Source organism: Enterobacter cloacae complex sp. SYL001, assembly GCF_049237025.1.
GTDB lineage: Bacteria > Pseudomonadota > Gammaproteobacteria > Enterobacterales > Enterobacteriaceae > Enterobacter > Enterobacter intestinihominis.
In genome coordinates, this window is the sequence record NZ_JBMKJI010000033.1 from 18062 (window position 1) to 43877 (window position 25816).

27 protein-coding genes, 1 tRNA gene and 1 pseudogene are annotated in these 25816 nt (G+C 55.6%); 12 read left to right on the forward strand and 17 right to left on the reverse strand.

Going from position 1 to position 25816, the window contains the following annotated elements; all coding sequences use genetic code 11:
• Window positions 1-6: 6 nt before the first annotated feature.
• From ACOTZP_RS21335 to ACOTZP_RS21350, 4 genes are all read right to left on the reverse strand, one after another.
• On the reverse strand, window positions 7-387 hold the full coding sequence (locus tag ACOTZP_RS21335; RefSeq protein ID WP_006810275.1) for a response regulator transcription factor: 381 nt from the start codon (window positions 385-387) through the stop codon (window positions 7-9).
• 23 nt (window positions 388-410) lie between these two features.
• Window positions 411-671 carry a XapX domain-containing protein gene (locus tag ACOTZP_RS21340; RefSeq protein WP_271075041.1) on the reverse strand — a complete coding sequence of 87 codons (261 nt, stop codon included), beginning with the start codon at window positions 669-671 and terminating at the stop codon, window positions 411-413.
• Window positions 668-889: a DUF1427 family protein gene (locus ACOTZP_RS21345; RefSeq protein WP_022646923.1), complete on the reverse strand. Its 222-nt coding sequence runs from the start codon at window positions 887-889 to the stop codon at window positions 668-670. The genes ACOTZP_RS21340 and ACOTZP_RS21345 overlap by 4 nt, the downstream gene beginning before the upstream one ends.
• 61 nt (window positions 890-950) lie before the next feature.
• Window positions 951-1637 (reverse strand): hydrolase, encoded by a 687-nt coding sequence (locus tag ACOTZP_RS21350; protein ID WP_022646922.1) that lies wholly within the window; start codon window positions 1635-1637, stop codon window positions 951-953.
• Between the two features lie 220 nt (window positions 1638-1857).
• Here ACOTZP_RS21350 and ACOTZP_RS21355 point away from each other — a divergent pair, with 220 nt between their 5' ends.
• The 6 genes from ACOTZP_RS21355 (at window position 1858) to mcrC (ending at window position 9818) form a co-directional block, all read left to right on the forward strand.
• Complete coding sequence (locus tag ACOTZP_RS21355; protein ID WP_023299235.1) at window positions 1858-3729, forward strand: amidohydrolase; 1872 nt, start codon at window positions 1858-1860, stop codon at window positions 3727-3729.
• Window positions 3729-4136, forward strand: a complete 408-nt coding sequence (locus ACOTZP_RS21360) for a DoxX family protein (protein WP_421633779.1) — start codon at window positions 3729-3731, stop codon at window positions 4134-4136. The genes ACOTZP_RS21355 and ACOTZP_RS21360 overlap by 1 nt, the downstream gene beginning before the upstream one ends.
• Window positions 4133-5752 carry an MFS transporter gene (locus ACOTZP_RS21365; protein ID WP_332976021.1) on the forward strand — a complete coding sequence of 540 codons (1620 nt, stop codon included), beginning with the start codon at window positions 4133-4135 and terminating at the stop codon, window positions 5750-5752. Before ACOTZP_RS21360 ends, ACOTZP_RS21365 begins: the two co-directional genes overlap by 4 nt.
• A gap of 30 nt (window positions 5753-5782) precedes the next feature.
• Window positions 5783-6604, forward strand: a complete 822-nt coding sequence (locus tag ACOTZP_RS21370; RefSeq protein ID WP_271075043.1) for an alpha/beta fold hydrolase — start codon at window positions 5783-5785, stop codon at window positions 6602-6604.
• A gap of 131 nt (window positions 6605-6735) precedes the next feature.
• Entirely contained in the window at window positions 6736-8688 is a 1953-nt protein-coding gene (locus ACOTZP_RS21375) for an AAA family ATPase (protein ID WP_032625327.1), read from the forward strand.
• On the forward strand, window positions 8685-9818 hold the full coding sequence (gene mcrC / locus ACOTZP_RS21380) for a 5-methylcytosine-specific restriction endonuclease system specificity protein McrC (protein ID WP_032625325.1): 1134 nt from the start codon (window positions 8685-8687) through the stop codon (window positions 9816-9818). The genes ACOTZP_RS21375 and mcrC overlap by 4 nt, the downstream gene beginning before the upstream one ends.
• Before the next feature lie 40 nt (window positions 9819-9858).
• Here mcrC and ACOTZP_RS21385 read toward each other — a convergent pair whose 3' ends face one another.
• Both ACOTZP_RS21385 and ACOTZP_RS21390 read right to left on the reverse strand, forming a co-directional pair.
• Window positions 9859-11253, reverse strand: coding sequence for an MFS transporter (locus tag ACOTZP_RS21385; protein WP_032625323.1), 1395 nt, complete (start codon window positions 11251-11253; stop codon window positions 9859-9861).
• Between the two features lie 45 nt (window positions 11254-11298).
• Window positions 11299-12387 carry a cellulase family glycosylhydrolase gene (locus ACOTZP_RS21390; protein WP_271075045.1) on the reverse strand — a complete coding sequence of 363 codons (1089 nt, stop codon included), beginning with the start codon at window positions 12385-12387 and terminating at the stop codon, window positions 11299-11301.
• A gap of 185 nt (window positions 12388-12572) precedes the next feature.
• Here ACOTZP_RS21390 and ACOTZP_RS21395 point away from each other — a divergent pair, with 185 nt between their 5' ends.
• Window positions 12573-13580, forward strand: coding sequence for a LacI family DNA-binding transcriptional regulator (locus ACOTZP_RS21395; RefSeq protein ID WP_271075046.1), 1008 nt, complete (start codon window positions 12573-12575; stop codon window positions 13578-13580).
• On the opposite strand, the gene fosA is transcribed toward ACOTZP_RS21395, so the two are convergent.
• Window positions 13566-13991 (reverse strand): FosA/FosA2 family fosfomycin resistance glutathione transferase, encoded by a 426-nt coding sequence (gene fosA, locus ACOTZP_RS21400; protein WP_032625316.1) that lies wholly within the window; start codon window positions 13989-13991, stop codon window positions 13566-13568. The genes ACOTZP_RS21395 and fosA overlap by 15 nt on opposite strands.
• A 198-nt stretch (window positions 13992-14189) precedes the next feature.
• Here fosA and trpS point away from each other — a divergent pair, with 198 nt between their 5' ends.
• Both trpS and ACOTZP_RS21410 read left to right on the forward strand, forming a co-directional pair.
• Window positions 14190-15194, forward strand: coding sequence for a tryptophan--tRNA ligase (gene trpS, locus ACOTZP_RS21405; RefSeq protein WP_032625314.1), 1005 nt, complete (start codon window positions 14190-14192; stop codon window positions 15192-15194).
• A 176-nt stretch (window positions 15195-15370) separates the two neighbouring features.
• Window positions 15371-15718, forward strand: coding sequence for a hypothetical protein (locus tag ACOTZP_RS21410; protein ID WP_271075047.1), 348 nt, complete (start codon window positions 15371-15373; stop codon window positions 15716-15718).
• 50 nt (window positions 15719-15768) lie between these two features.
• On the opposite strand, the gene ACOTZP_RS21415 is transcribed toward ACOTZP_RS21410, so the two are convergent.
• The 4 genes from ACOTZP_RS21415 to ACOTZP_RS21430 form a co-directional block, all read right to left on the reverse strand.
• Complete coding sequence (locus ACOTZP_RS21415) at window positions 15769-16266, reverse strand: Hcp family type VI secretion system effector (protein WP_023315311.1); 498 nt, start codon at window positions 16264-16266, stop codon at window positions 15769-15771.
• Between the two features lie 18 nt (window positions 16267-16284).
• Complete coding sequence (locus ACOTZP_RS21420) at window positions 16285-16617, reverse strand: DUF1493 family protein (protein ID WP_032625306.1); 333 nt, start codon at window positions 16615-16617, stop codon at window positions 16285-16287.
• Complete coding sequence (locus ACOTZP_RS21425; RefSeq protein ID WP_271075048.1) at window positions 16611-17069, reverse strand: STM2901 family protein; 459 nt, start codon at window positions 17067-17069, stop codon at window positions 16611-16613. The genes ACOTZP_RS21420 and ACOTZP_RS21425 overlap by 7 nt, the downstream gene beginning before the upstream one ends.
• A 216-nt stretch (window positions 17070-17285) precedes the next feature.
• Window positions 17286-17753 carry a SymE family type I addiction module toxin gene (locus tag ACOTZP_RS21430; RefSeq protein ID WP_080686362.1) on the reverse strand — a complete coding sequence of 156 codons (468 nt, stop codon included), beginning with the start codon at window positions 17751-17753 and terminating at the stop codon, window positions 17286-17288.
• A 300-nt stretch (window positions 17754-18053) separates the two neighbouring features.
• Here ACOTZP_RS21430 and ACOTZP_RS21435 point away from each other — a divergent pair.
• Window positions 18054-18923: pseudogene (locus ACOTZP_RS21435) on the forward strand (phosphorothioated DNA-binding restriction endonuclease).
• A 227-nt stretch (window positions 18924-19150) separates the two neighbouring features.
• Here the strand turns inward: ACOTZP_RS21435 and ACOTZP_RS21440 are convergent.
• From ACOTZP_RS21440 to rraB, 6 genes are all read right to left on the reverse strand, one after another.
• Window positions 19151-20298, reverse strand: a protein-coding gene (locus ACOTZP_RS21440) for an IS3 family transposase (RefSeq protein WP_421633780.1) whose coding sequence is annotated in 2 segments (ribosomal slippage) — window positions 19151-20061 and window positions 20061-20298 — 1149 coding nt in all. Because the reading frame shifts where the segments join, the coding sequence is not laid out codon by codon here.
• Between the two features lie 523 nt (window positions 20299-20821).
• Window positions 20822-22108, reverse strand: coding sequence for a tyrosine-type recombinase/integrase (locus tag ACOTZP_RS21445; RefSeq protein ID WP_410741988.1), 1287 nt, complete (start codon window positions 22106-22108; stop codon window positions 20822-20824).
• 198 nt (window positions 22109-22306) lie between these two features.
• Window positions 22307-22391, reverse strand: a tRNA-Leu gene (locus tag ACOTZP_RS21450).
• Window positions 22392-22497: 106 nt separating this feature from the next.
• On the reverse strand, window positions 22498-23220 hold the full coding sequence (locus ACOTZP_RS21455; protein ID WP_032625255.1) for a hypothetical protein: 723 nt from the start codon (window positions 23218-23220) through the stop codon (window positions 22498-22500).
• 30 nt (window positions 23221-23250) lie between these two features.
• A complete protein-coding gene (gene miaE, locus ACOTZP_RS21460) occupies window positions 23251-24009 on the reverse strand; it encodes a tRNA isopentenyl-2-thiomethyl-A-37 hydroxylase MiaE (RefSeq protein ID WP_032625253.1) in 759 nt (252 codons plus the stop codon).
• Between the two features lie 47 nt (window positions 24010-24056).
• The gene (gene rraB, locus ACOTZP_RS21465) at window positions 24057-24482 is read right to left on the reverse strand and encodes a ribonuclease E inhibitor RraB (protein WP_032625251.1); all 426 of its coding nucleotides are present in this window, start codon (window positions 24480-24482) and stop codon (window positions 24057-24059) included.
• 99 nt (window positions 24483-24581) lie between these two features.
• Between rraB and argL the strand changes: the two genes are divergently transcribed.
• Both argL and argF read left to right on the forward strand, forming a co-directional pair.
• Complete coding sequence (gene argL / locus ACOTZP_RS21470; protein ID WP_213083700.1) at window positions 24582-24677, forward strand: putative translational regulatory protein ArgL; 96 nt, start codon at window positions 24582-24584, stop codon at window positions 24675-24677.
• Window positions 24647-25651, forward strand: coding sequence for an ornithine carbamoyltransferase (gene argF / locus ACOTZP_RS21475; RefSeq protein ID WP_032625248.1), 1005 nt, complete (start codon window positions 24647-24649; stop codon window positions 25649-25651). The genes argL and argF overlap by 31 nt, the downstream gene beginning before the upstream one ends.
• The last annotated feature ends 165 nt before the right edge of the window (window positions 25652-25816 follow it).

The window sequence follows — 25816 nt, forward strand, 5'->3', positions numbered from 1 at the left end:
CGATCCTTATTGTCGGCGGGTCAGCTCCCGCTGAATATGATCCAGCAGAATATCGATGTTAATCGGCTTACGCAAAAATGCAGCGGCGCCCAGGCTGAGTGCATACCGCTGCATATTTTCATCCGCATGGCCGGAGATAAACAGTATTGGCGGCGGCGGCGTGGCCAGCAACCGCAGCTTCTCAAACAGCTCGATCCCGTTCATGCCGCGCAGCTTGATGTCGGTGATCACCAGCGACGCGCCGGACAGGGCGAGAGGGTGGCTCAAAAACACCTCTGCCGAATCGAAGGTATCGGTAGCATACCCTTCCGATTGCAGCAGGTTACTGAGCCCGCTGCGAACAGAGCGTTCGTCATCAATGATGGCAATGCGCCACGGCAGCGTCATGCTGTCTTTCCTCAAACAATTCGTTACGCGTCGCGGCTTTCCTTCGCGGGCGCTGGGGGCGCGGTACCGCTGATTTTCGGTACGCATTCATGACGAAACCAGGCCAGGGTCAGCGGTTCGCGGCTCACCAGACGACGTCCGATGGGGAGCAGTTGTTCACCCACCAGCATGCCGAACAGGCCAAGCAGCGCGACGACCGGCGGCGCCGGGGAATGCACGTCGAGCAGGGCGTAAATTACCCCAGCCGCGACCCCGCACACCAGCGAAATAATCCAGGCCTTCATGATGACGCTCCGGTCAGGTGCTGAACGTGGGGAACCGTCACCTGCACGCCAGCGGGATTATCGCGGGATAAAAGATGACGCATCGCCTGTTCCCCTGCCAGCATCCCCAGCAGGCCAATCAGCGCCAGCGCGGGCGGCGCGGGGGAACGCACCTTCAGCACGGCGTACATCAGGCCAATCAGCACGCCTGCCGCGAGGGATATCAACCCTGTACTCATTGTGAACTCCAGAGAAAAAGGCAGTGACGAGCCGGATGAGGGACCAGCCCGCCGCCGGGATTTAGCGTGCCGGAACCGGCGCTAAGGTACGGTGCTCGCTCTTCTGGCGAGACGGCGCTTTGTGCACCATGGTGTAGGCATAATCCACGCCCATGCCGTACGCACCGGAGTGCTCGCGCACGATATCCATCACCGCGGTGTAGGTCTCTTTATGCGCCCAGTCACGCTGCCACTCCAGCATCACCTGCTGCCAGGTCACCGGGATCACGCCCGCCTGGATCATGCGCTGCATCGCGAAGTCGTGGGCTTCTTTGGAGGTGCCGCCGGACGCGTCCGCCACCATATAAATTTCGTAGTCGCCTTCCAGCATCGCGCACAGGGCAAAGCTGTTGTTACACACTTCGGTCCACAGGCCTGCGACAACCACCTTCTTCTTGCCGTTAGCCTTCAGCGCGTCACGCACCTTCTGGTCGTCCCAGGAGTTCATGGAGGTACGCTCCAGGATGTCCTGGCCCGGGAACACATCCAGCAGCTCCGGATAGGTGTTACCGGAGAAGCTTTCGGTCTCTACGGTGGTGATGATGGTCGGGATGTTGAACACTTTTGCCGCTTTCGCCAGCGCCACGGTGTTGTTTTTCAGCACCTGGCGGTCAATAGACTGCACGCCAAACGCCATCTGCGGCTGGTGGTCGATGAAGATGATCTGACAGTTGGCTGGGGTTAAGACTTCGAGCTTTGTAGTGGTCATAAGATTATCCAGTGAGGTTAAAGGTTAAAATCGCCGCGAACAGCACGCCGATAAAATCGCATTCATCCTATGACCCACGCCGCTGGCGCGTAATTATCTCTTCGTATAGTTAACCTTAGGTATAGTTATACTTTGGTATACCTATCCTATTGTATAACTGGATCTTTCCCAAAACCGGTTCCCATAATCCTGACCATTCCCCTCTCAGTCTGGAGCAGTTATGGTTACCCTCGGTAAAGCCGATCTCATTCTGGTTAACGGCCAGTTTCACACCGTCGATCGCGAGAACCCTCTCGCGGAAGCCGTTGCCGTGCGCGACGGGAAATTCCTGGAAGTGGGCACCGTCGCCGAGGTGATGCAACACCACTGCGACGGCACTAAGGTGGTCGACTTAAAAGGCCACACCGCCATCCCCGGCCTGAACGACTCGCACCTGCACCTGATCCGCGGCGGGCTGAACTACAACCTCGAGCTGCGCTGGGAAGGCGTGCCGTCGCTCGCCGACGCCCTGCGGATGCTGAAAGAGCAGGCCCTGCGCACGCCGTCGCCCCAGTGGGTGCGCGTGGTGGGGGGCTGGAGCGAGTTCCAGTTTGCCGAGCGTCGTATGCCGACGCTGGATGAAATTAACGACGCCGCGCCGGATACGCCGGTGTTTATCCTTCACCTGTACGACCGCGCCCTGCTCAACCGCGCCGCGCTGAAGGTGGTCGGCTACACCAGGGACACGCCGAACCCGCCGGGCGGGGAGATCCAGCGCGACGCCAACGGCAACCCGACCGGGATGCTGATCGCCCGCCCGAACGCCATGATCCTGTACTCAACCCTCGCCAAAGGGCCGAAGCTGCCGCTGGAGCAGCAGGTCAACTCCACGCGCCAGTTCATGCGCGAGCTGAACCGCCTGGGGCTGACCAGTGCCATCGACGCGGGCGGCGGCTTCCAGAACTACCCGGAAGATTACGAGGTAATTGCCGAGCTGCACGAGAAAAAGCAGATGACCATCCGCATCGCCTACAACCTGTTTACCCAGCGTCCGGGCCACGAGCTGGAAGACTTTGAAAAATGGACCGACATGCTCACGCCGGGCCAGGGCAGCGACTTCTTCCGCCACAACGGCGCGGGCGAGATGCTGGTCTTCTCCGCCGCCGATTTTGAAGACTTCCTCGAGCCGCGCCCGGATCTCGCGCCGGGCATGGAGGACGAGCTGGAGCGCGTGGTGCGCCATCTGGTCGAACACCGCTGGCCATTCCGCCTGCACGCTACTTATAACGAATCCATCAGCCGCATGTTGGACGTGTTCGAGAAGGTGAACCGCGACATTCCGTTCAACGGGCTGCACTGGTTCTTCGACCACGCCGAAACCGTGTCACAGGCCAACATCGACCGCATCAAAGAACTGGGCGGCGGCATTGCCGTGCAGCACCGCATGGCCTTCCAGGGGGAATATTTCGCCGAGCGTTACGGCATCGAAGCCACCCGCCACACGCCGCCGGTGGCGAAAATGCTGGAGACCGGCGTGCCGGTGGGCTTAGGCACCGACGCCACCCGCGTGGCGAGCTATAACCCGTGGACCGCGCTCTACTGGCTGGTCTCCGGCCGCACCGTTGGCGGGATGCAGATGTACGATCACAGCGCCCGTCTGGATCGCGATACCGCCCTGATGCTCTGGACCCAGGGCAGCGCGTGGTTCTCCAGCGAGCAGAACCAGAAGGGGCAGATCAAAACGGGCCAGCTCGCGGATCTGGCGGTGCTCAGCAAAGATTACTTCCGCGTGCCGGAAGAGGAGATCAAGGGCATCGAGTCCGTCCTCACCGTGGTCAACGGCGATATCGTCTACGCTGCTGGCAGCTTTGGCCCGCTCGCGCCGCCCGCCATTCCGGTCCTGCCCGAGTGGTCCCCGGTGGTGAAGGTGCCGGGCCACTACCGCAGCGCGCCGCCGCAGGCCGCACGCGTCGGCATGAGCGCCGTCCACCACTGCAGCGGCCCGTGCGGGGTTCATAGCCACCAGCATGATTTCGCCCGCACGTCAGAGATGCCGGTGTCCGACGATAACGCTTTCTGGGGGGCGCTGGGCTGCAGCTGCTTTGCATTCTGATGAAACAAAATGACGCTTTGCCCCGGATCGATCCGGGGCTGTTCTTCCTGCGCCTGACCGGCAGCCTGCTGCTGCTGTACGTGCACGGCCTGCCGAAGGTGCTGCACTTCAGCGAAGAGCTGACGCGCATTGAAGATCCGTTCGGCTTCGGGCCTTACGCGAGCCTGATCCCGGCGATCGTCGCCGAGGTCATCTGCCCGCTGTTTATCATTGCAGGGGTTTACACCCGCCTGGCGTGCCTGCCGATTATCGCCGTGCTGCTGGTGGCGATGCTGGCGGTGCACCCGGACTGGTCGATTGCCGAAGGGCAGTTTGGCTGGCTGCTGCTGATTATCTTCACCACCCTCGCCCTCACCGGACCGGGACAGTGGCGGCTGCAGCGTAAGACGATGGAGAGGTTCGCATGACCCAGGTTAACGACGTTCGCGACGCACACGCCGAGACGACGCCCGCATCGGCGGCTTCGCCCTGGCAGCCGCTGAGCCAGCCGGTGTTCCGCATGCTGTGGATCGCCACGGTGGTCTCTAACGTCGGCTCATGGATGAGCGACGTCGGTATCAACTGGAGCATGCTGACCCTGAGCGCCGATCCTTTGGATATCGCGCTGGTGCAGGCGGCCAGCAGCCTGCCGATGTTCCTCTTCGCCCTGCCGTCCGGGGTGATGGCGGACATCGTTGACCGACGAAAATACCTGCTCTTCTCCCAGCTATGGGTATTCATCGCCGCTGCCGGGCTGACGCTGCTCTCTTTTACCGGACACGTCACCCCCACCGTTCTGCTGGCGGCAACGTTTCTGCTGAGCGTGGGCGCGGCCATGAGTTCGCCGCCGTTTCAGGCGATTGTGCCTGACCTGGTGAGCAAGCCCGAGCTGGGTTCCGCCGTGGCGCTTAACTCGCTCGGGGTCAACATCAGCCGGGCGATTGGCCCGGCGCTGGGCGGTTTCCTGCTGTCGCTGGCCGGGCCGTGGATGGTGTTTGCGCTTAACGCGCTATCCGTGGTCGGCGTGGCGTGGGTGCTGTGGCGCTGGCGTCCGGCGCCTTCCGTGCAGCGGCTGCCGCCGGAGCACTTCTTCTCGGCGGTGCGGTCCGGCATTCGCTACGTGCACGCCGCCCCGGTGCTGCGCAACGTGCTGGTGCGTACCGTGGCGTTCTTCGTTTTCGGCAGCGCGGGCTGGGCGTTACTGCCGCTGGTGGCGCGCCGCGAGCTGGGCTTAGGCCCGGCGGGCTACGGCGTGATGCTGGCGTGTATCGGCCTGGGGGCGATTGCCGGGGCGATCCTGCTGCCGCGCCTGCGCCAGCGGCTGAATGCCGATCGGCTGATGGTGGCCGCCAGCCTGACGTTTGCCCTCACCATGCTGGCGCTGGCGTTCGTGCGCCACTTCTGGCTGCTGAACCTGTTTGAGTTTTTTACCGGCTTTGCGTGGATTGCGGTGCTCTCCACCCTCAACCTTGGCGCACAGCGCAGCGCCGCCCGCTGGGTAAAAGCCCGGGCGCTGGCTGTGTATCTGACGGTGTTCTTCGGCTCGATGACCGCAGGCAGCGCCGTCTGGGGGCAGATCGCCTCGCAGTTCGGCACCCCGACCTCGCTGGTGGTTGCCACGCTGGGGATGGTGCTGGCAAGCGCGACGGCATTCCGCTGGAAGCTGGAGAAAGATCCGAATTTAAATCTCGACCTGAGCGGGCAGCCGCTGGACGGCGTGGAGATTGAACTCCCGAACGAGCGCGGCCCGGTGCTGGTGTCGCACGAGTACATCATCGACCCACAGGACGCGAAAGCGTTTTTGCAGGCCGTGCACGAGCTACGCCGGGTGCGCCGCCGCGCCGGAGCGATGAGCTGGGCGGTGTACGAGGATATCGAACGTCCAGGGCTGTTTATCGAGACCTTCCTGATGGGTTCCTGGATTGAGCATTTGCGCCAGCAGGAACGCCACACCATGAATGACCTCCTGTTGCAGAGCCGCGTTCTGGCTTTTCATCAGGGCACAACATCACCGGCAATTCGCTATCTGGTCGCGCCGGTATAACCATAACAATCACCTGCACAGGAACACACTATGGCACTGTTTAAGGCAAAAGACGGCACGCAGATTTACTACAAAGACTGCGGCGCGGGCAAACCGATCCTCTTCAGCCACGGCTGGCCGCTGGACGGCGACATGTGGGACAGCCAGCTAAACTACCTGGCCGAGCGCGGCTTCCGCGCCATCGCCTTTGACCGTCGCGGCTTTGGGCGTTCGGATCAGCCGTGGAACGGCTATGACTACGACACCTTTGCGTCCGACATTAACGACCTGATTACTACCCTGGATCTGCGCGACGTAACGCTGGTGGGCTTCTCCATGGGCGGCGGCGACGTGACCCGCTACATCAACAACTACGGCAGCGAACGCGTGGCTGGTCTGGCGCTGCTGGGCGCGGTGACGCCAATCTTCGGCAAATCCGACTCCTTCCCGCAGGGTGTGGATCAGAGCGTGTTCGACGGCATCCGTGACGGACTGCGTAAAGATCGCGCCCAGTTCATCAGCGACTTCGCCACCCCGTTCTACGGCATCAACGCTGGGCAGACCGTGTCCGCAGGCGCGCTGACCCAGACGCTGAACATCGCCCTGCTGGCATCCCTGAAGGGCACCATCGACTGCGTGACCGCCTTCGGCGAAACCGACTTCCGCCCGGATATGGCGAAAATCGACGTGCCGACGCTGGTGATCCACGGCAGCAACGACCAGATCGTGCCGTTTGAAAGCACCGGCAAGCTTGCGGCGGAGATGATCAAAAACGCCACGCTGAAGGTGTACGACAACGCCCCGCACGGCTTCGCGCTGACCCACCAGGATCAGCTCAACGAAGATCTGCTGGCGTTTGTGAAGTCGCTGTAACGTCGTCCAGGGGCATGTTGATCCGGCATGCCCTTATAGATCACTGTTTTAGGTAGTTATTCACTCAGGCTTGCAATCCCGTAAAATTCATTCGCCAGGTTACCGAAGCCTGTAATTTTACTGGAGAGCATATGGACGCAGTTGAGCAAGACGTCAGATTCGAATGGGCAGACTTTTATCAGGCTTTTGCCTCTCAGCTACTGACCTGGCGAAATCGAAGAGAGGAGTTGGTGGCGGGTATTCACCGCATTGCTGCTGAGATTGGTAGTATGTCACACCTACAGGACAAGCCCGCTAATGGCGTCCCCCATCCTTTGAAAGACATTTGTCCTTTCACCACTATGGGCTTGTTTAATCGCTCGCTTACCGTTACCAACCGAAGAAATATCGCAGCCAGCCTGGCAAAACTGATAGGCGTACGCGAAAAGGTTCCTGAATCGTTCGACGGTATTCCGCTACTTAACAATCAGAAATCATGGTTCTTTGGCTATGAGAAATCACGTAAGCCTGAAGACATCGATACGCTGTGGGAAATGTTTTCTCAGGCAATCTCCTTCGCCGACACCCCAAACGCCGATCCCGCTGACTTCCTCTTTTCTTATGACGCCGCATCTAACGTGCGCAATGTGGGCTGGAACCTGACAATGGGATTGTACTGGCTACGCCCCTGGTTCTACCCTACGCTGGATAGCCAGTCTCAGTACTACATCCAGAAAGTCCTGAACATTAAAATCATTAAAAAAGGTGCCAAAGGGCGCTGTAGCGGACACAACTATCAGACCGTAGCCCTGGCGCTCAAAAAGGCTTTTACCCAGCCAAACTATCCGGTTCACTCCTTCCCTGAACTCTCTCTGGCGGCATGGAATATCGATTTGCAACAGTCAAATGATGAAGTCGAGCGGATGACATGGAAAGCGTATTTGCTCAATAAGATCAAGGTGCTGTGCCTACGAAAAGACAGCCCATTTTTCTCTTTGAGGGAGTTAAAAGAGGCCTATCTGGATGAGATTAAGGCGGATTATCCCAATAACAATACTATTGAATCATCCATTTCATATTATCTGCAAAAACTACGTGATGATGATGAACTGGAGTTTCAGACCCCCGGCAATTATGAATACCTCAACTTCGATAAAGGTGAATTGCAGAGCATCACCGAGGAAACGGTTGAAGAGAACGTGCCCGCAGAAATCCCCCACAAGCCTTACGCGATAAGCAATTTGATCGATGAGGGCTGCTTTTTAGAAGAGGAAAAAATCCAATTCATCCTTCAGCGGTTACAGGCCAAAAAAAACCTGATCCTTCAGGGCCCGCCGGGAACCGGTAAAACCTGGCTTGCGCGCCGTCTGGCGTATTGTCTGATGGGCGAGGAAACCTCTAAGCGCATCAGCGCGGTGCAGTTCCACCCTACCCTCTCCTACGAAGACTTTATTCGCGGCTGGCGTCCTAACAATGAAGGACGTTTAGCACTGGTAGACGGGCCTTTTCTCCATGCAATCGACAAAGCAGTAAACGATCCGACAACTAAGTACGTGGTCATTATTGAGGAGATTAACCGGGGCAATCCTGCGCAAATTTTTGGCGAAACGCTGACGCTGATGGAGGCGGATAAACGTACGCCGAATGAGGCGCTTGAGCTCTCATATCGATCTGATATGGATGAAAAAACCTACATTCCTGAAAACCTGTATATCATCGGGACGATGAATATCGCTGACCGCTCGCTTGCCCTGCTAGACCTGGCATTACGGCGCCGCTTTGCGTTTATTGATCTAAAGCCCGAGTTTAACGACGCGTGGAAAAAATGGGTTAACCAACGGTTTAATGTGAGCCTGGACACATTAGCCCTTATCGAATCCAAATTAACCGCTTTAAATGAAAAATTGTCCAGGGATGCGGCCCTGGGACCTCAATTTTGTATCGGGCATAGCTATGTAACCCCACCTGCGGGGTTGAAAATTGACGACGGGATGACCTGGTACGAGCAGATTGTCGAAACCGAAATCTGCCCTTTACTTGCCGAATACTGGTTTGATACGCCGGAGAAAGTCCAGGATTCCAGAAAGGAGCTTCTCAGCGTATGACCGATCTTGCTGAACGTGACGATACGCAGGCTCGGGCAGCTGTATCGCGTATTCCTTTGCGGAATATCTGGCTATTGATGCTGTACGCCTCCAGTCTGTTTCGCCACCACGGGCGCAGCATGGTTGCCGCTGAAAACAACCCGGAGGAGATCCCGGCGCTGGTGGCCAGGATCCTGCTTCACGAAGTGGAGCAGCGGCTGTTAAGGCATTTAAGTATGGGATACCAAACTCGCCGCGCCACGCTTAACAGGGTAAGGGGACGCATTGATGTTCTGCGCACAACTAGTCGACAATTGCTTGAGCGGGCACAGGTAACCTGCCAGTTTCAGGAAATGACGCTGGACACACCACGAAATCGCTATGTTCGCTCTGCGTTAGAGCACCTTGTTCCGCTGCTCAGCAACGGCACGCTGGCTGCACAATGTCGCACAATGGCAATCAATTTGCGTCGTCGTGGTATTGAGGGGGGTATGCCCGGCAAAGGTGAACTGCCGTCAATCACACGTTTTGGCCGCCATGATGCGGCGGATAAAGCCATGGTCGATGCCGCGAAGCTGGCATTTGAATTATGGCTACCAACCCAAACTGCGGGGCAAAAACTGTTGCCAACGCCTTCTGATGACCCTTATTGGATGCGCAAGCTCTTCGAGAAAAGTATGGCGGGTTTCTATCACTTCCATCTTCCCAAAAAAGACTGGACAGTCGCTGCCGGAAAAGAGTTGAAATGGGGATTAACGTCTCAAAGTGCAGGGAGCGAAAGTATTTTCCCAACCATGAACTCGGACATTATTCTTGAGCACAAGCAACCTCCACAGCGCGTCATCATCGACACCAAATTCAATAACATTCTGACTAAAGGCTGGTATCGCGATAAGAGCTTGCGCAGCGGTTATATCTACCAGATTTATACCTATCTGCGAACGCAGGAGAACCGAACAGACCCATTATCTCTCTGTTCAGCTGGATTATTACTTCATCCAGCCGTCGATGTAATGCTCTACGAATTCGTTGAGGTACAGGGGCATAAAATCCACTTTGCCACCTTAGATTTAGCAGCAGATGCCGCCACAATGACTCAGCAATTATTGAAATTAGCGCGTGATTGCTGTGGGATAACTGACGTGAATTAAGTTCTGAAGTGGACGCCTGCATGACAGGCGCCCATTTCTCTTAGTTCGCCGGGGCCGGACGCTCCAGCCGCTCATTCTCCGCACGGCTATTTTCTACATGATGCCTACGCTCCGCCAGCAACCGACAAACCTCCGCATGCTTCTCCTCGGTAAAGGTAAAGCGCGACATAAAGCCCATGCGGATCAGCGACCCAATCGCCGGCAGCAGGCAAATCCCGAAGAACAGCCCCGACAGCACGCCTTCGCTCTGGATTTGCGCCTGCGGCACGTAGCCGATCATCGTCAGAAACACGCCGATTAACCCGCCACCCACCGCCACCGACATCTTGCCGGTAAAGGTCTGCCCGGAGAAGGTGATCGCCGCGCAGCGCTTGTTAGTGTGGTACTCCGCGTACTCGATGGTGTCGGCAATCATCGACGAGGTGAGGATGTTGGTCATCATCACGAACAGCGTGCTCAGGCCGAGGAGAATAAACAGCATCGTCACCTGTTGATACCCGACAAACCACATCACCACGCGCACCGCCACGTCCAGCCCGCAGAGGATCATAAACAGCTTCCGCTTCTGCATCCGGCGCGTCAGCATCGGGGCGACCAGGCACAGCACCGCCGCCACAATGCCCATCACGCCAATCGCCATCTGCAGGCTGCCGTCGCCCAGGTTGTTGATAAAGAAGTAGATATACAGCCCGCCCGCAACGTTGTGGAACACGCAAAAAAAGAACGACAGCAGGACGATAAACAGCGGCTTGTTCTGGCGCAGGTTGTGGAAGGTGTCGCGCATCGTCACCTTTTCCGGGCTGGGCGGGACGCGCTCTTTGATCTGCATAAAGCCGTTGAGCATCAGCGGCAGGCCCACCAGCATCATCACCAGCGCCGCCATAAAGTAGCCTTTATCGTTGCTGTACTGGGCGAAGAACGCCGCCAGCTTCGGGAAGAAGATATTGGCGCAGGCAATCCCGGCGTTCACCCCGAGCATCGCCGCCGTCACCGCGCGGGTGCGCTGGGCGGAGTCGTTGGTCATCACCGACGACATCGACCAGAACGGGATATCGGAGATGGCGTACAGCGTCCCCCACAGGATATACGTCACCCCGGCGTAGAGGATTTTGGTGGTCATGTCCGCTTCGATTTTATAGAACGACAGCAGCGTGACGCCGGTGATCAGCAAAGGCGCGATCAGCAAAAAGTGGCGAAACTTGCCGAACCGGCTGTTAATCGTGTCCATTATGCTGGCAAACAGCGGATCGTGAACCGCGTCCCACGCGCGGGCAATCAGGAAGATGGTGCTCGCCGCCAGCGCCGAGATCCCCAACACGTCGGTGTAAAAATAGTTAATAAACGAACCCACTAAACCAAAACTAAAACACTGACCTAAACCATAGCCAAAATAAGACCACAACTCGCGAGACGGTATTTTCATTGTCGTTGCCATAGTGCGTACCTGGTTGCCCGGCGACAGCGCGCCGGGTCGTTATTATTAGCCCTGCGGATTCGGGGCGATTTTGCGCAGCTTCTGCATCAGCGCAATTTCAGCGCGTGAGAACGGAATGCCGTTCTCCTCAAACACGTCGTGGAACCAGAGGCGACAGTAGTCCGTGGACTCCTTCATCACCACCGGCCACGGCAGCCACGTCTGGGTTTTGCCGCGCACCAGCCCCCACTGATACGGCGCAACCTTCGCCATGTACATCAGCGGAAGCTGCTCTTCAATCGTGCTGCCCACGTGGCGCGCCAGCCATTCGGTGCAGAACAGCGGGCGACCGAGCGCTTGCAGCTGCTGAATCATCGCCGTCATGCGCCCCGTGTGGGTGTAGGCGTGGAAGCTCACCACGTCCGAGAGCGCCAGCGCGGTCTGGTCCAGCGGGTGCTGGAAGAACGTCTCGCCCTCCTCTTCCGGCGGGACGCGCCACGCGCAGACGGTGAGCGGCTGGGTCGGGTCTTCTTCACGCACCCACTGGAACGCCAGCTTCATCAGCGCGTGGGCGCAGGTCTCCAGCTTCGCGTCGTACTGCACCTCCTGCGTGCCCGTCGCGAAAATGCCGCGGTTGCCCGGCTCGTTATACAGATCCCAGAGCAACACGCGCTTATCCTCGCGGAACTGGCGCACAACGTCGCGGATATAGCGCTCAATCTGTGGCCAGCAGTCGCGATCGCACACCTTGTCGCGTCCCGGGCTTGCCGCCGCCTGGCTGTTGTGTTTGCCCGGTACGGGCGGCTTTTGCGGGCCGAGGTACGGCTCGTCGCCGGAGAAACCGCAGTCGTCCATCAGGGTCAGCATGGTGCTGAACCCGTTGTCGTCGGCAATCGTCAAAAACCGGTCGATGCGCGCCATCAGCCCGTCGCGGTCGTGCTCCCAGACGATGAACGGCAGGTTGATGCGCAGGGTGTTATAGCCCGCGTCCGCCGCCCAGCCCAGCTCGCGGTCGATAGTGGCGGCATCGAAGGTCTCTTCCTGCCAGATATCGGTCCAGTTCACCGCTGTCGACGGCAGATAGTTGAACCCGCACAACCAGCCTTTTTGCTGATACCACGCCTGTGCCTGTTCTTTACTCCACTGCTCTTTCATTACGCATCCTCTTGCTGATAATGTTTAGCTAATAAATATTAGCTGTGGGATAAATGCGCAAATCGCGGTGCAAAGAAAAGCGACGCCTCTCACAAAGTTCACGCTTCGATGAATGAGAAACGTGATCGGCGGCGCTAAAGCGTGCGGTTAGGGTATGATGCAAATTCGCGAAAGGGAGAGGACGGATGAAGCGAAAAATGAAAGTGACGATGAACGATATTGCGCGGGCGGCGGGCGTGTCGCAGGCGACGGTATCGCTGGTGCTTAACCAGTCCCGCAACATCAAGCTCAGCGACGACACCCGCCAGCGGGTGATCAACGTCGCTACCGAGCTCGGCTACGACCGTCTTCCTGCCATTCACGCTCCGCGCAACCAGGAGGAGATCGCCCTGCTGGTCAGCTCGTTGCAGAGCTTCGACCCGTTTATCGACGCCATCAGCCAGGCGCGGGAAGCGGCGTGGCGCAACGAGACGCTGCTCACCGTCTACGACTACGGCGACGACGTGGAGCTGGCCCTGAACATCATCCGCCAGCTGGACAAGCGCAACTGCATTGGGATTATCCTTGCCTCTCCGGTCACGAACGTCGTCGATATGACGCCATTTCAGGACTGTACCCGCATCCCGCTGGTGCTGCTCAACCAGCGCGACCCTGGCTCGCCGCTGCTGCCGTCGTTTATCCCGGACGACTACGCCAACGCCTTCCAGGTGACTAAACACCTCATCGCCTGCGGCGCCAGCCGTATCGCCCACATCACCGGCGAGAGCTGGATGGAGGCCTCGCGCCAGCGTCTGGCGGGCTACCAGGCGGCATTGAAGCAGGCCGGTTTAACTTGTGACGAGAGCCTGGTGCGCCAGACCAACTGGCAGTTCAGCGAGTCCTTTACCGCCACCACGGCCCTGCTGGAACTGACCGAGCGTCCGGACGCCATCTTCTGTGCCAGCGACTGGCTGGCGATTGGCTGCTACCAGGCGCTGGCGGTGAATGGCGTGCGTATCCCGCAGGACATGCTGCTGGCGGGCTACGACGACCAGAAGATTTCCGAACAGCTCACCCCACCGCTGACCAGTATCCAGCTGCCCTACAGCGAGCTGGGACGGCTGGCGGTGGAGTACCTGTGCAATCAGGAAGATGCCGCCACACACGTGACGCTGGCGGGCAGGCTGAAGGTGCGCGCCTCAAGCCCCGTCTGAAGTAAATACCATGCCCGCATAGGGCTTCTCGCGACACGCCGCCAGCCGCGCGGCGAGGCTGCCCACGTGCAGCTCCAGCTTGTGCCCGTCCGGGTCGAGAAAATAGAACGACGCCCCCTCGCTTTTGTTCTGCTTCCAGACGGTGACGCCCGCCTGCTCAAGCCTTTGCGAGAGCGGTTCAAAATCCGCTTCCGCCACGGTAAACGCGTAGTGGGTGTAGTCGCTCTCCTGCGGTGGCACGTACTGGCGCGCCTCGTCGTAGGACAGGCAGACCCATAGATCGCCGCAGGTGAGATAGGCCCCGGTATTCCAGCGGGCGTGCAGCGCAAGCCCCAGCAGCTCGTGCCAGAAGGTGACGCTTTTTTGCAGGTCGCTGACCGCGAGGGTCAGATGGTTGAGTGATTGCAGCATGACGTGCCCTTTTGTTTTTCGCGCCGGACGTGATACGGTAATGAGATGAACATAAACCACGCCGTGCTCACCGTAAACCGCTGGTGGCTGCCTTCTTAAGGCGGCACGGAGTAGTTTTCCCCATTTTCAGATAGCCGCCGAAAGGCGGCTTTCACATTTCTAAGACCCCTTTCGGCATGACAACGTTAAGGAGTCTTTATGAACGCACCAACCATCCTCACCGGCGACCGCCCAACCGGCCCACTGCACCTCGGCCACTTCGTCGGATCGCTGCGCCAGCGCGTGGCGCTTCAGCAGACGCACAACCAGTTTGTGCTGATTGCTGACCTTCAGGGGCTGACCGACAACGGCAGCAACCCGCAGAAGATCCGCGACAACATCCCCGAAGTGCTGGCCGACTACCTCGCCGCCGGTATCGACCCGAACCTGACCACGATCTGCCTACAATCCGCCCTGCCCGCCCTCGCCGAGCTGACGATGCTGTATATGAACATCGTCACCGTCGCCCGCGTGGAGCGTAACCCGACGGTGAAAAACGAGATTGCGCAGAAGGGCTTCGCCCGCTCGCTGCCGGTCGGGTTTATGGCCTACCCCATCAGCCAGGCAGCGGACATCACCGCGTTTAAGGCCGAGTGCGTGCCCGTCGGCGACGACCAGTTGCCGATGATTGAGCAGACCAACGAGATTGTGCACAAGATGAACAGCCTGCTGCCCACCCCGGTGCTGCGCCACTGCAAGGCGATGCTGAGCGACACCAGCCGCCTGCCCGGCATCGACGGCAGCGCCAAGATGTCGAAATCGCTGGGCAACACGCTGCACCTGTCGGCCAGCGAAGAAACCATTCACCGTGCGGTAAGCGCCATGTACACCGACCCGAACCACCTGAAGGTGAGCGACCCGGGGCAGATTGAGGGGAACGTGGTGTTTACGTATCTCGACGCGTTTCACCCGGACAAGGAGAAAGTGGCGGCGATGAAGGCGCATTATCAGGCGGGCGGGCTGGGCGACCGGGTTTGCAAGAACGAGCTGGAGGCGTGTTTGCAGGAGCTGATTGCGCCGATGCGGGAGCGGAGGGCGATGTATATGCAGGACAAGGGGGAGCTGATGGCGATGCTGAAGCGCGGCACGGAACGGGCGCAGGGGGTGACGCAGGAGACGTTGAGGGAGGTGAAGGTTGGGCTGGGGGTGCCGGTGTTTAGTTAAAGTAGGTTTAGCGGTGAAGTGCGGGGGATTGGCATGAAGCCGCTAACTTGATTATTGCGTAAATAAGCGAGGCGCAAAAAATTCTTAAATGCATTATTAGCCATTTTCGTTTGTCATTCTGTTAAGAGCGATATATTCATAGACTCTTTATTTTTTTAACCGTCTCGGTAAATGCTATGGGCAAGTTTATTATTTACATGCTGAATATATTATTCTGTGGTTATGTACTGGCTACATGCCTCATTTCTTTGGTTGGTTTTGATAACTGGGAGGACCGTACAATCGCAATAACAATCATATTAGGAAGTGCACAACTTATTGCGACATTACTTAATCGGGCACTGCCTCATAAGTTACATATTTTAGGAGGGATAGCTGAACTGATAGAAGGTCCGCTATTAGTTATTGGCGCAATTGTGTGTCTGGATGTGTTTGAACCCAGGCCTATGAAGATTATTGGAATGTTCGCGTGGGTTATTTTTATGATGTTTCGGCCATCATTTACGAAAAGGAATAAAGAATGATATTCCCTGCCCGCACAAACGAAACGCTGGCGGGCAAGTTCAACATAGAATCAAGCAGCGGAACCCGATGTTGGACGTTCGTTCCACGCGTCGTGCGCTAACAAGTTACCGTCCTTGTACAAATGGGTAATCTTCTCATAATTAAACGCCACTTCCTCCATATGCCCCGTCCCCGGACAGCCTCGGGTGTCGTACATTACTGGACTCACAGAAATGACCTTAACGTTCTCGAGCGTGATTCGGTAATACTCCTCCTCCTGCCCGGAATAGTTAATATGGTAAAACCTGAATTCAGCCGTTTTAAGGGTCTGACCCGTTGCTGCCGCTTTGAACAGATAGGGCGAAGAGCTATCCAATTCCTTGGTAAACTGAAACGGCGAATGTTGGCGAGTGCCAGTGACCTTTCCCGTTGCCGAGTCGGTTGGCAGGCTGAGGTTATGTTGTAATCCTCTTAGCTCAATACTTCCCTCCCTTTGTGCAACGTCACAAGAACCACAAATCATTGTGCCGCCGTCATTGGTTAAAAAGAGATGTACAGGTACGGCCATTCTATTGCTCCTTGCGTTTTAGTCGTATAACCATTTGCCCGCTTTTGCGGATTCGATAAGCATTCCAATAGTGAAATCTGGAACCATCACCACCGGGAATTTTTTGAATGGATTCCATGAAAAAGGCTCATCAGGGTAGTAGGTGTTTATGTTAAAATTCCCTCTATCAACATCAAATTCTTTAAAAAATTCTTCCATTAAATCTTCTGCTTCAGTGACATCAAGCTGCATGTCAGTATCCAAATCAGTTTTTGCATTCAGTAATTTCTGCTTCGCTTCGTTATTCATCAGATAAACGCCGTTATAGCGTCTGGCTAAGGCGTAGATGCGCTGCTCAATATCCTCTACCATAGTTTGTCGCTGCCCCGTGCGATTCGATTATAATCACGTATTGCAGCATAGGTGATTAGCGATACATCAGCGACTAATATCACCATACCAACTAATGGAATCGTTCTTCCGATAAACGTACTGATTTGTGAAACCATCCTACAGCGTACAGTCCATGGCGTGTAGCCGCCAATCCATGTCGGGAGCCTAATGCCATACGGGAACTTAGCTTGTTTGAAATAGCGCCTCATGGCTTTCGAGGCTCGGGACGTTCCTTCCTTCGCTCCCGCGGGTTTCTTTCTGGTCTTCTGATTATTAGCACCGCTATATAACGCAGCAATACCAGCGACATCGTCAATACTAAAATGATCGGCAATTGACTCACAGTAAATCATAAAGAAAAGGCCGCCAGCGGTAAGATTTGTTCTGCCAGCATAAAAATACGTTCCATTTAGTTCTTCGGTTGTGTCCATAGTTCATTCCATTGAGTTGCTCCAGGAAGAATCATAAATGTTGGACAATAATTAAATTGAGATCTCTAACATACTTCTGAAAAAACTCCCTATATAACCACAATGATAAGAATACAGCCATATCATTCAGTTCAATAATATTATTGAAAAAACAGATTACCCCTTCCACTAATTTAAACACCCTCGTTTCAGGAACAAGGGTGTTCCAATACGTTATTATTTTGCTTGGCCTATATTGCGCTTAACTAACGGGATATCTCCAGTATCATTCAGCGCTCCCGGAAACGTCTTCAACCACTGCGCGACTTTTTGCTTATTTATATTCACCACACTCATACCTTCCAGGCATCCCCATAATTCTCTTGTATGTTGTGGCGTAATCACAATGCAGTCTTTCATGGCGCGGATTTTCACCGGCATGCCGTCGATAAAGCCCGCACGTTTTAACCAGTCGCCGCCCAAAAGAAGGTATTTCATATCGATGCGTGCATAGAGTTCGCAGCAGGCGGCACTGTCCTGCGGCGTTTCCGCGCGGGGATGAATGGGTGCCGCGTTGGGTTGGTTGCCGTGAAGACGGCGGGCGCTGTTTTTGCGTACCAGCTCGCGGTTTTCAATCATGCCGGTGAAAGCGTCTGATTCTGTTTTGCAAACAGTAAACTCTGGCTTAAAATTCGTCGCAGCCATTTTCAACTCCTTTTCAGTTGCTGGTGGTTAGCGGTATGGGGGTGTTGCAGCACCTTCATATCGCGAATTCTTCTTCAAATTCTCTTTGATACTTCCTTTGCCGTTCGGCGTAATTTCTGGTGCTCATTATACAGGACTGAATATAAATACAGCGGTTTGGCGTGGGGTAAATTTGGAATTTGCGAGGGGGATTCAGGAAATAGGGTTATGTGCGGTAAGGTCATGTTTTTGTTGATTGTGGGTTGATTGGTCTGGGTTTTGCGAGCATTATCGCAATTATTTACCCTCTTCCGTAACGCGATGGCTTCCAGCAAAACTCTCGAGCAGGCAATTGCCGACATCACCATCTGGCGCAAAGGCGAACAGCGTGCGCCGCATAAACCTTTATTGCTTCTGTACGTGCTGGCGAACTATCAGCATGGGCATGCGCGATTGTTTGACTATGGAACCGAAGTCCACGAACAGTTGCTTAGCCTGCTAGAACGGTTTGGCCCACAGAGGAAGACGCATTACCCGAATATGCCCTTCTGGCGGCTCAAGGGGGACGGGTTTTGGGATCTTCAGAATACTGAGTTCTGTTCGACCACGGGCAGCAAACAGCCGCCTGTTAAAGAACTTGTGGAGCAGAAGGTCGCAGGCGGGTTTGATGAAGAACACTTTGCGCTGCTGAATAAGAACAAAAATCTGATCGGCTCGCTGGCGCAGCAGATCCTTGAAGCGCATTTTCCTGAAAGCATTCAGGAAGAGATCGCGGATGAGATGGGTTTTGATATCCAGCAGATCCGTAAGATTCGCGATCCGCTATTCCGCCAGCAGGTACTGCGTGCTTAAAACTATGAATGTGCCATCTGCGGATTCAACATGCGACATGATAACGCCTCCGTTGGACTTGAAGCCGCGCATATTAAATGGAAGCAGTTTGGCGGGCCGTGTGAGATCCCGAACGGGCTGGCGCTGTGTGCGATTCATCATAAGGCGTTTGATAAAGGATCGATTGGGCTTGATGAGAGTATGCGGGTGCTGGTGTCCGAGGCAGTGAATGGGAATGGGATCGTTGGGCGGTTGTTCTGGGATTTTGCAGGAAAGCAAATTGCGCTGCCGGTGGTGAAAGGGAATTATCCAGGTGAGGGGTTTGTAGAGTGGCATCGGAGGGAGGTTTTTAGAGAATGAGTGCGAAGGCCGGACTCGAATTTTACACTCAATAGACTGATATCAATGTAGTTTATAAGCAGAGATAAATGGTTATACCCGCACTTGTACCCACGAGTTAAAATCCGTACAAAAAATAGACATTTCGAATGGGTATAAAGCCGTACCAGTAGAACACCGATATGGCTATCAAAGCAAGATTCACGCAGGCAGGAAAGTCTTCTTCAGAGTGAATCGCAACGGATAATCTAGACACTTCCGAGCCGTTGATAATACTGCTTTTCATATTCTGTCGGTGACATCTGATTGCTCGAACCATGCCGACGCTTACTGTTATAGAACATTTCGATGTAATCAAAAATATCGCTGCGGGCTTCTTCCCGCGTTCCGTAGATCTTTTTCTTTATCCGTTCGCGTTTCAGCAACTGGAAAAAGCTTTCTGCAACCGCATTATCGTGACAGTTACCGCGACGGCTCATGCTCCCCTCCAAGCCGTGTGCTTTTAGGAACGACTGCCACTCATTGCTTGTGTACTGACTGCCCTGGTCCGAGTGAACCAGCACCTGTTTTTGGGGATTACGCCGCCATACAGCCATCAGCAGTGCGTTCAGGACAATGTCCTTTGTCATCCGTGATTGCATTGACCAGCCGATAATTTTGCGTGAGAACAGATCAACAACCACAGCAAGATACAGCCTGCCTTCGTGGGTCCTGACGTAGGTTATGTCCGTTACCCAACGTTTATCCGGAGCATCCGGATTGAACTGTCGCTGGAGCCTGTTGGGCGATACGATACTGGCCTCGCCTTTGCGTGCCCGCGGGCTACGGTAACCGACCTGAGCCTTTATCCCGGCACGATTCATCAGTCGCCAGACTCTGTTCACTCCGCACTGTTGCCCGCTATCCCGCAAGTCCAGATGGATCTTGCGATAACCATAAACGCAACCGGACTCCAGCCAGAATTGTTTGATCTGTCCCGTCAGTCTCAGATCTACCTGATGGCGCTGAGAATACGGTTGCTTAAACCAGGCGTAAAAGCCACTGGGATGAACATCCAGCACCCTGCAGAGCAGACGAACAGGCCAGCAACGGGAGTTGTCACGAATAAAGGCGTACCTCAGTCGGACAGCTTTGCGAAGTACGCAGCGGCTTTTTTTAATATGTCCCGTTCGTCAGTAACCCGCTTCAACTCCTTCTGGAGTCGGCGGATCTCGGCCTGAGCATCTGACTGTTCTTTATTAGTGGATGAGTCCGGACCGTACTTCTTTATCCAGGCGTAAAGGCTGTGGGTGGTGATATCGAGACGTGTTGCAACGCTGGAAACAGAATGACCGCGATCAATAACCTGTTTGACTGCTTCAATTTTAAACTCTTCGGGATAACGTTTACCGCTCATGGGCACCTCTCTTTAAGTCATCTTAAATGACTCCGAGGTGTCTGTTAAACCCGTGGCGATTCAAGTTTTGACCAATTAGTAAAAGCGGCCAGAGAGCGTAACCGGGCATTTTTCGACAAGCTTGGATTGCCTTCCGCTTAGGATTGGTAAGGGGGAGTGAGCAATAGAATTTACTGTGTTGCTAATGTCAGGCCGCACTGGTGGTACAGGATTACAAACTCTTGCATCTTGCTTTATCAAAAACACGAGCACTTCAGCAATCGATATTTTGGAGCAGTAACGTTGAAAAACTGAATTATTTACAGTGTCTTTGGCTGAATTATCATTTTTTCCCAAAATGGCTGCATGCCTAAGCCACACCATATATGGCTCTTACTAACTGTAATAAAAGAATAAAATGTGGAATAAAGATCGATATTGTGCAATATCGATCTTTATCAACCACAGGATCAAAAAAATACGTCTAGCTATCTTTACGGCTAGGCATCTTTTTTATTTAGTGCTCAACTTCACGAAGTGAATTTTATACTGCGGAACTATCGCCCTGTCGATTCACTCTATCAATCTTTGAAAAATCAAACGGACTAACTCCCTTCTCCCGATTCGCATCCAGATAATCAGCCCACCACTGCACCATCAACCTGCGCTCCCCCAAGTGCTCAGCCTTATGAATGTATGCCGCACGCACAGAATTACGCTCCTGGTGACTCATCTGTCGCTCTACCGCATCTTTTGACCATAAACCCGACTCAATCAATGAGCTACACGCCATTGTCCTAAAACCATGCCCGCATACTTCAACTTTCGTATCGTAGCCCATAACCCGCAGAGCCTTGTTCACCGTGTTTTCACTCATAGGCTTACGCGGATCGTGATCGCCGACGAAAATCAGCTCTCGATTCCCATTCATACTTTTGATCTTTTCCAGAATAGCTAAGGCCTGACGCGATAAGGGAACAAGATGGGGCGTCCGCATCTTTGAACCACGCTGTGAATGTTTAACACCGTCCAGCGGTTCACGCTCACCGGGGATCGTCCACATAGCCGTTTCAAAATCCACTTCTGTCCAGCGTGCAAAACGCAGCTCGCTTGAACGAATGAAAACCAACAAAGTGAGTTCAACCGCCAGTCGGGTTAACGGCCTGCCAGAATAGTGATCGATGCGGTGAAGCAATTCAGGAATGCGATTAAGTTCCAGAGCAGCACGATGCTGTCTTTTCGCCGTAGCAACCGCACCGGCAATCTCTTGTGCTGGGTTGTAATCGATTAAGCCACTCTGCACGGCAAAGCGCATAATCGCGGTAGTGCGCTGCTGTAAACGGGCGGCGACTTCAAGACGCCCGGATGACTCCACAGCTTTGATGGGTACAAGCAGATCCCGTGTCTTCAACTCAGCAATGTTCCGCTTACCGATGGCCGCGAAGAGATTATCTTCCAGGCTTTTCAACACGCGAGCACTGTGCGACTCAGACCATTTCTGATTACTGGCATGCCAGTCTCTGGCGACTACTTCAAACGTTATCGCTTCTTGCTCTTGTTCTACCTTAACAGCTTTCTTGTTCTCACTGGGATCGACGCCATTCGCTAATAGCTTACGGGCCTCATCCCTGCGAGCTCTGGCATCTGCCAATGACACTTCAGGGTATTTCCCCAGCGCCAGCATCTTCTCTTTACCACCAAAGCGATAACGTAGCCGCCAGTATTTGGAGCCGTTAGGGTGAACCAGCAAAACCATGCCTTCACCGTCAGTTAGTTTGTAGGCTTTTGCTTCAGGCTTTGCCGAACGAACCTTCACATCACTCAGAGCCATGATGAGTATCCTTTCAAGGGTTCTGTGTGGGTACAAACATTATCGAACCGGGATATACCCGCAGTTGTACCCGCATCAGTAAGTTGATGTAGATTGAATCAGGTTGACTTAGGTTGAGTGAAAAAGCGAGGAAAGCCTTGCAGATACTGGATTTCAGGCACAAAAAAAGACGTCCGTTGACGTCTATTGATGTTCCGATGGTGCCGAAGGCCGGACTCGAACCGGCACGTATTTCTACGGTTGATTTTGAATCAACTGCGTCTACCGATTTCGCCACTTCGGCACTGAAGGGGATGCGGAAACGTTGTGGATTATACCTGTCGCGCGCCGCCATGCAAGCGACGACGCGCGAAACCCGCGCTAAGTGCCCAAAAAACCAGCGCCCTTCGTCACTCCAGCTCAGACACCGCCAGCCGAATCACCCCTGCCGCCTTCTGCTCCGGCAGCGCCAGCACCTTGGCCCACATCTCCTGCACCATATCGCAGGAGAGCTTCTCTTTGCCCGCCGCCTTCTCCGGCATCTGCAGCAGCTGGATGTCCTCACCGTACTTATCGGCAAGCGCTTTCATAATCGGCCGCACGTCCTCGACTGCCGCCTCGCGTTCGGCTTGGGTCACGGTGTGGCGATTTTTTCCGTAGGCCGCGCGCATCATGTCGGCGTCGGCCTGCATGCGCCGCGCCATCAAATCTTTATCCAGCATGCGCATCGGGTTGATGCCGCCCTTCACCATCGGGTAGAGGAAGCGGAAGCAGGCGTCGTCGCTCACCTTCTGGATGGCGGCGGTCTGCTCCATGTTGATGGTCATGTAGTTCACCACGTTGGCGTCCGGGGCGTTTTGCAGGCGCGTCATCTGCAGATGCAGGATCTGCGGCTGGATGGTGTCGATAATCTGCTGCTCCGGCTCGCCCGCTTTTTGCAGGGCGGCCATCTGGTCGAGGATGCGCTGATGCAGCGCGGGCTCCTGCTCCTTAATCACCTGCCAGGCGGGCATCGCGTTGAGGGCGTTATCCATCTGCCGTTCCGGGGCGCGCTGCCTGTCGAAAAACACCCAGAACGCCACGGCGGCAGCCGCAATGACGATAATCACAATACGGGTCCACTTTTTATTCATCTCGCATCCTTATCCTTGAGTTATGCCGGTTTACACCGGCACGCCGCTGTGGAAGCGAAACTCGTGGTCCGGTGTCGAGATAAGTGTGGCTTCAATTTCGCCAAAAAGCTGTATGCGCGGTGAGATATCGTCGTCGCTCACCTGCTGAGCCAGCGTCAGGTAGTCCTGATAATGGCGCGCTTCCGAGCGCAGCAGCGAGAGATAGAACTTCTGCAGGTCGTCGTCGAGGAACGGGGCCAGCGCGGCGAAGCGTTCGCAGGAGCGGGCTTCGATGTAGGCGCCGCAGATGAGCTTGTCGATTAGCGTCAGCGGTTCGTGGGTGCGCACGTCCTTCAGCATCCCTTTGGCATAGCGGCTGGCGGTGATTTTGACGTAGGGAATGTCGCGGGCCAGCATCGCCTCGCGCACCTGCCAGAAGTGGTGCAGCTCCTCTTTAATCAGCAGCACCATGCTGTCGATGAGCGCCTGTCCCCACGGGTCGTCGGTTTTGGGCATCACGCTTTTGCCAATCTGCCTGTGCAGGGCGATGAAGTCCGGCTCCGGGCCGTCGCGGAAGGTGAACTGTTCGTAGGGCTTGAGCCAGTCGAGCAGCGCATCGGCACCGCTTTCGTCGGCGACGTATTTACGCACGAGTAACAGCGCGGTCTGGGCGGCCTTGAGCTCGCACACCATATGGTCGGTGAGCAGCAGCGGCAGGTTCGCCGGGTCGCGGGCTTTATCAATCCATGCTTGCGGGGTCGGGCACTGGAGGAAGTTGAGTACGGGGGCGAGTATCTGCGGGTAATCCATGGTTCTGCCTTGAAAAAAGCGGTGGCGCGTGCCACCGCCTGAAACGCTTAGTGACGCACGCCGTCGTCGTCTTCGTCGACGTAATCTTCGTCGTCGCCTTCTTCGCCGTCTTCACCGTTCGGATCTTCGAAGTAGGTTCCCCAGCCGTCGTATTCCACGTCAAACTTCTCGGCCAGGTTCATCAGCTGTTCTACCTGCGCGTCGATCAGCTCCGCCTTCAGCGCGCCTTCGCTCAGGATATCGCAGCAGATGACGGTGTCGCCCTCTTCCACTTCCAGCTCTTCCGGCTCGGTCACTTCGTAACCCAGCTTGAAGGCTTCCACGGCCATTTTTTCCAGCGCTTCAAAGTCGTCCGCAGAGAAATGGTGTTCGATGGTGTACAGCGCGTCCGGATCGCTACCGTCTTCCAGCAGTTCTTCAATAATCAGACGCGTCTCTTCGCGTTGCTCTTCCAGTAATTCCGGGTTTGCCATGGGTCAATCCTCTTTAAAGTGCGGCAGATACTTCTATTTTCACACACGGACGGGTTTGCCTCCACCTTTGTTGGAAAGATTTGTGAAACGGGGTTGCAAATGAATAATTACACATATAAAGTGAATTTTAATTCAATAAGTGGCGTTCGCCATGCGAGGATAAAATGTCTGATCTGTACAAGAAACACTTTCTGAAATTGCTCGACTTTACCCCTGCACAGTTCACTTCTCTGCTAACTCTTGCCGCACAGCTCAAAGCCGATAAAAAAAATGGCAAGGAAGTACAAAAGCTTACTGGAAAAAACATCGCGCTCATCTTCGAAAAAGACTCAACCCGTACACGTTGCTCTTTCGAAGTTGCCGCATTTGACCAGGGCGCACGCGTTACCTGGTTAGGGCCGAGCGGCAGCCAGATTGGGCATAAAGAGTCAATTAAGGATACCGCACGCGTGCTCGGGCGGATGTACGATGGCATTCAGTATCGCGGTCACGGCCAGGAAGTCGTCGAAACGCTGGCGCAGTATGCGGGCGTGCCGGTGTGGAACGGGCTGACCAACGAGTTCCACCCGACGCAGCTGCTGGCGGATCTGCTGACCATGCAGGAGCACCTGCCGGGCAAGGCGTTTAACGAGATGACGCTGGTCTACGCGGGCGACGCGCGCAACAACATGGGCAACTCGATGCTGGAAGCGGCGGCGCTGACCGGGCTGGATCTACGCCTGGTGGCCCCGAAAGCCTGCTGGCCGGAAGAGAGCCTGGTGGCGGAGTGCAGTGCGCTAGCGGAAAAGCACGGCGGGAAAATCACCCTGACGGAAGACGTGGCGGCGGGCGTGAAGGGCGCGGACTTTATCTATACCGACGTCTGGGTGTCGATGGGCGAAGCCAAAGAGAAGTGGGCGGAGCGGATTGCGCTGCTGAGGGGGTATCAGGTGAACGCGCAAATGATGGCGCTGACCGGCAACCCGAACGTGAAGTTCCTGCACTGTCTGCCGGCGTTCCATGACGACCAGACTACGCTCGGCAAGCAGATGGCGAAGGAGTTCGATCTGCACGGCGGGATGGAAGTGACGGACGAGGTGTTTGAGTCGGCGGCGAGCATCGTCTTCGACCAGGCGGAAAACCGGATGCATACGATTAAGGCGGTGATGGTGGCGACGCTTGGGGAGTGATTGACTCCTCTGCGGTCTGGTGCCCTCACCCCGGCCCTCTCCCACAGGGAGAGGGAGAACACCCAGCCCGTAGGCCCGTGCAAGCGCAGCGCCGCCGGGCGAATCAGGCGACGATGCGGCCTGATGCCCTCACCCCGGCCCTCTCCCACGGGGAGAGGGAGAACA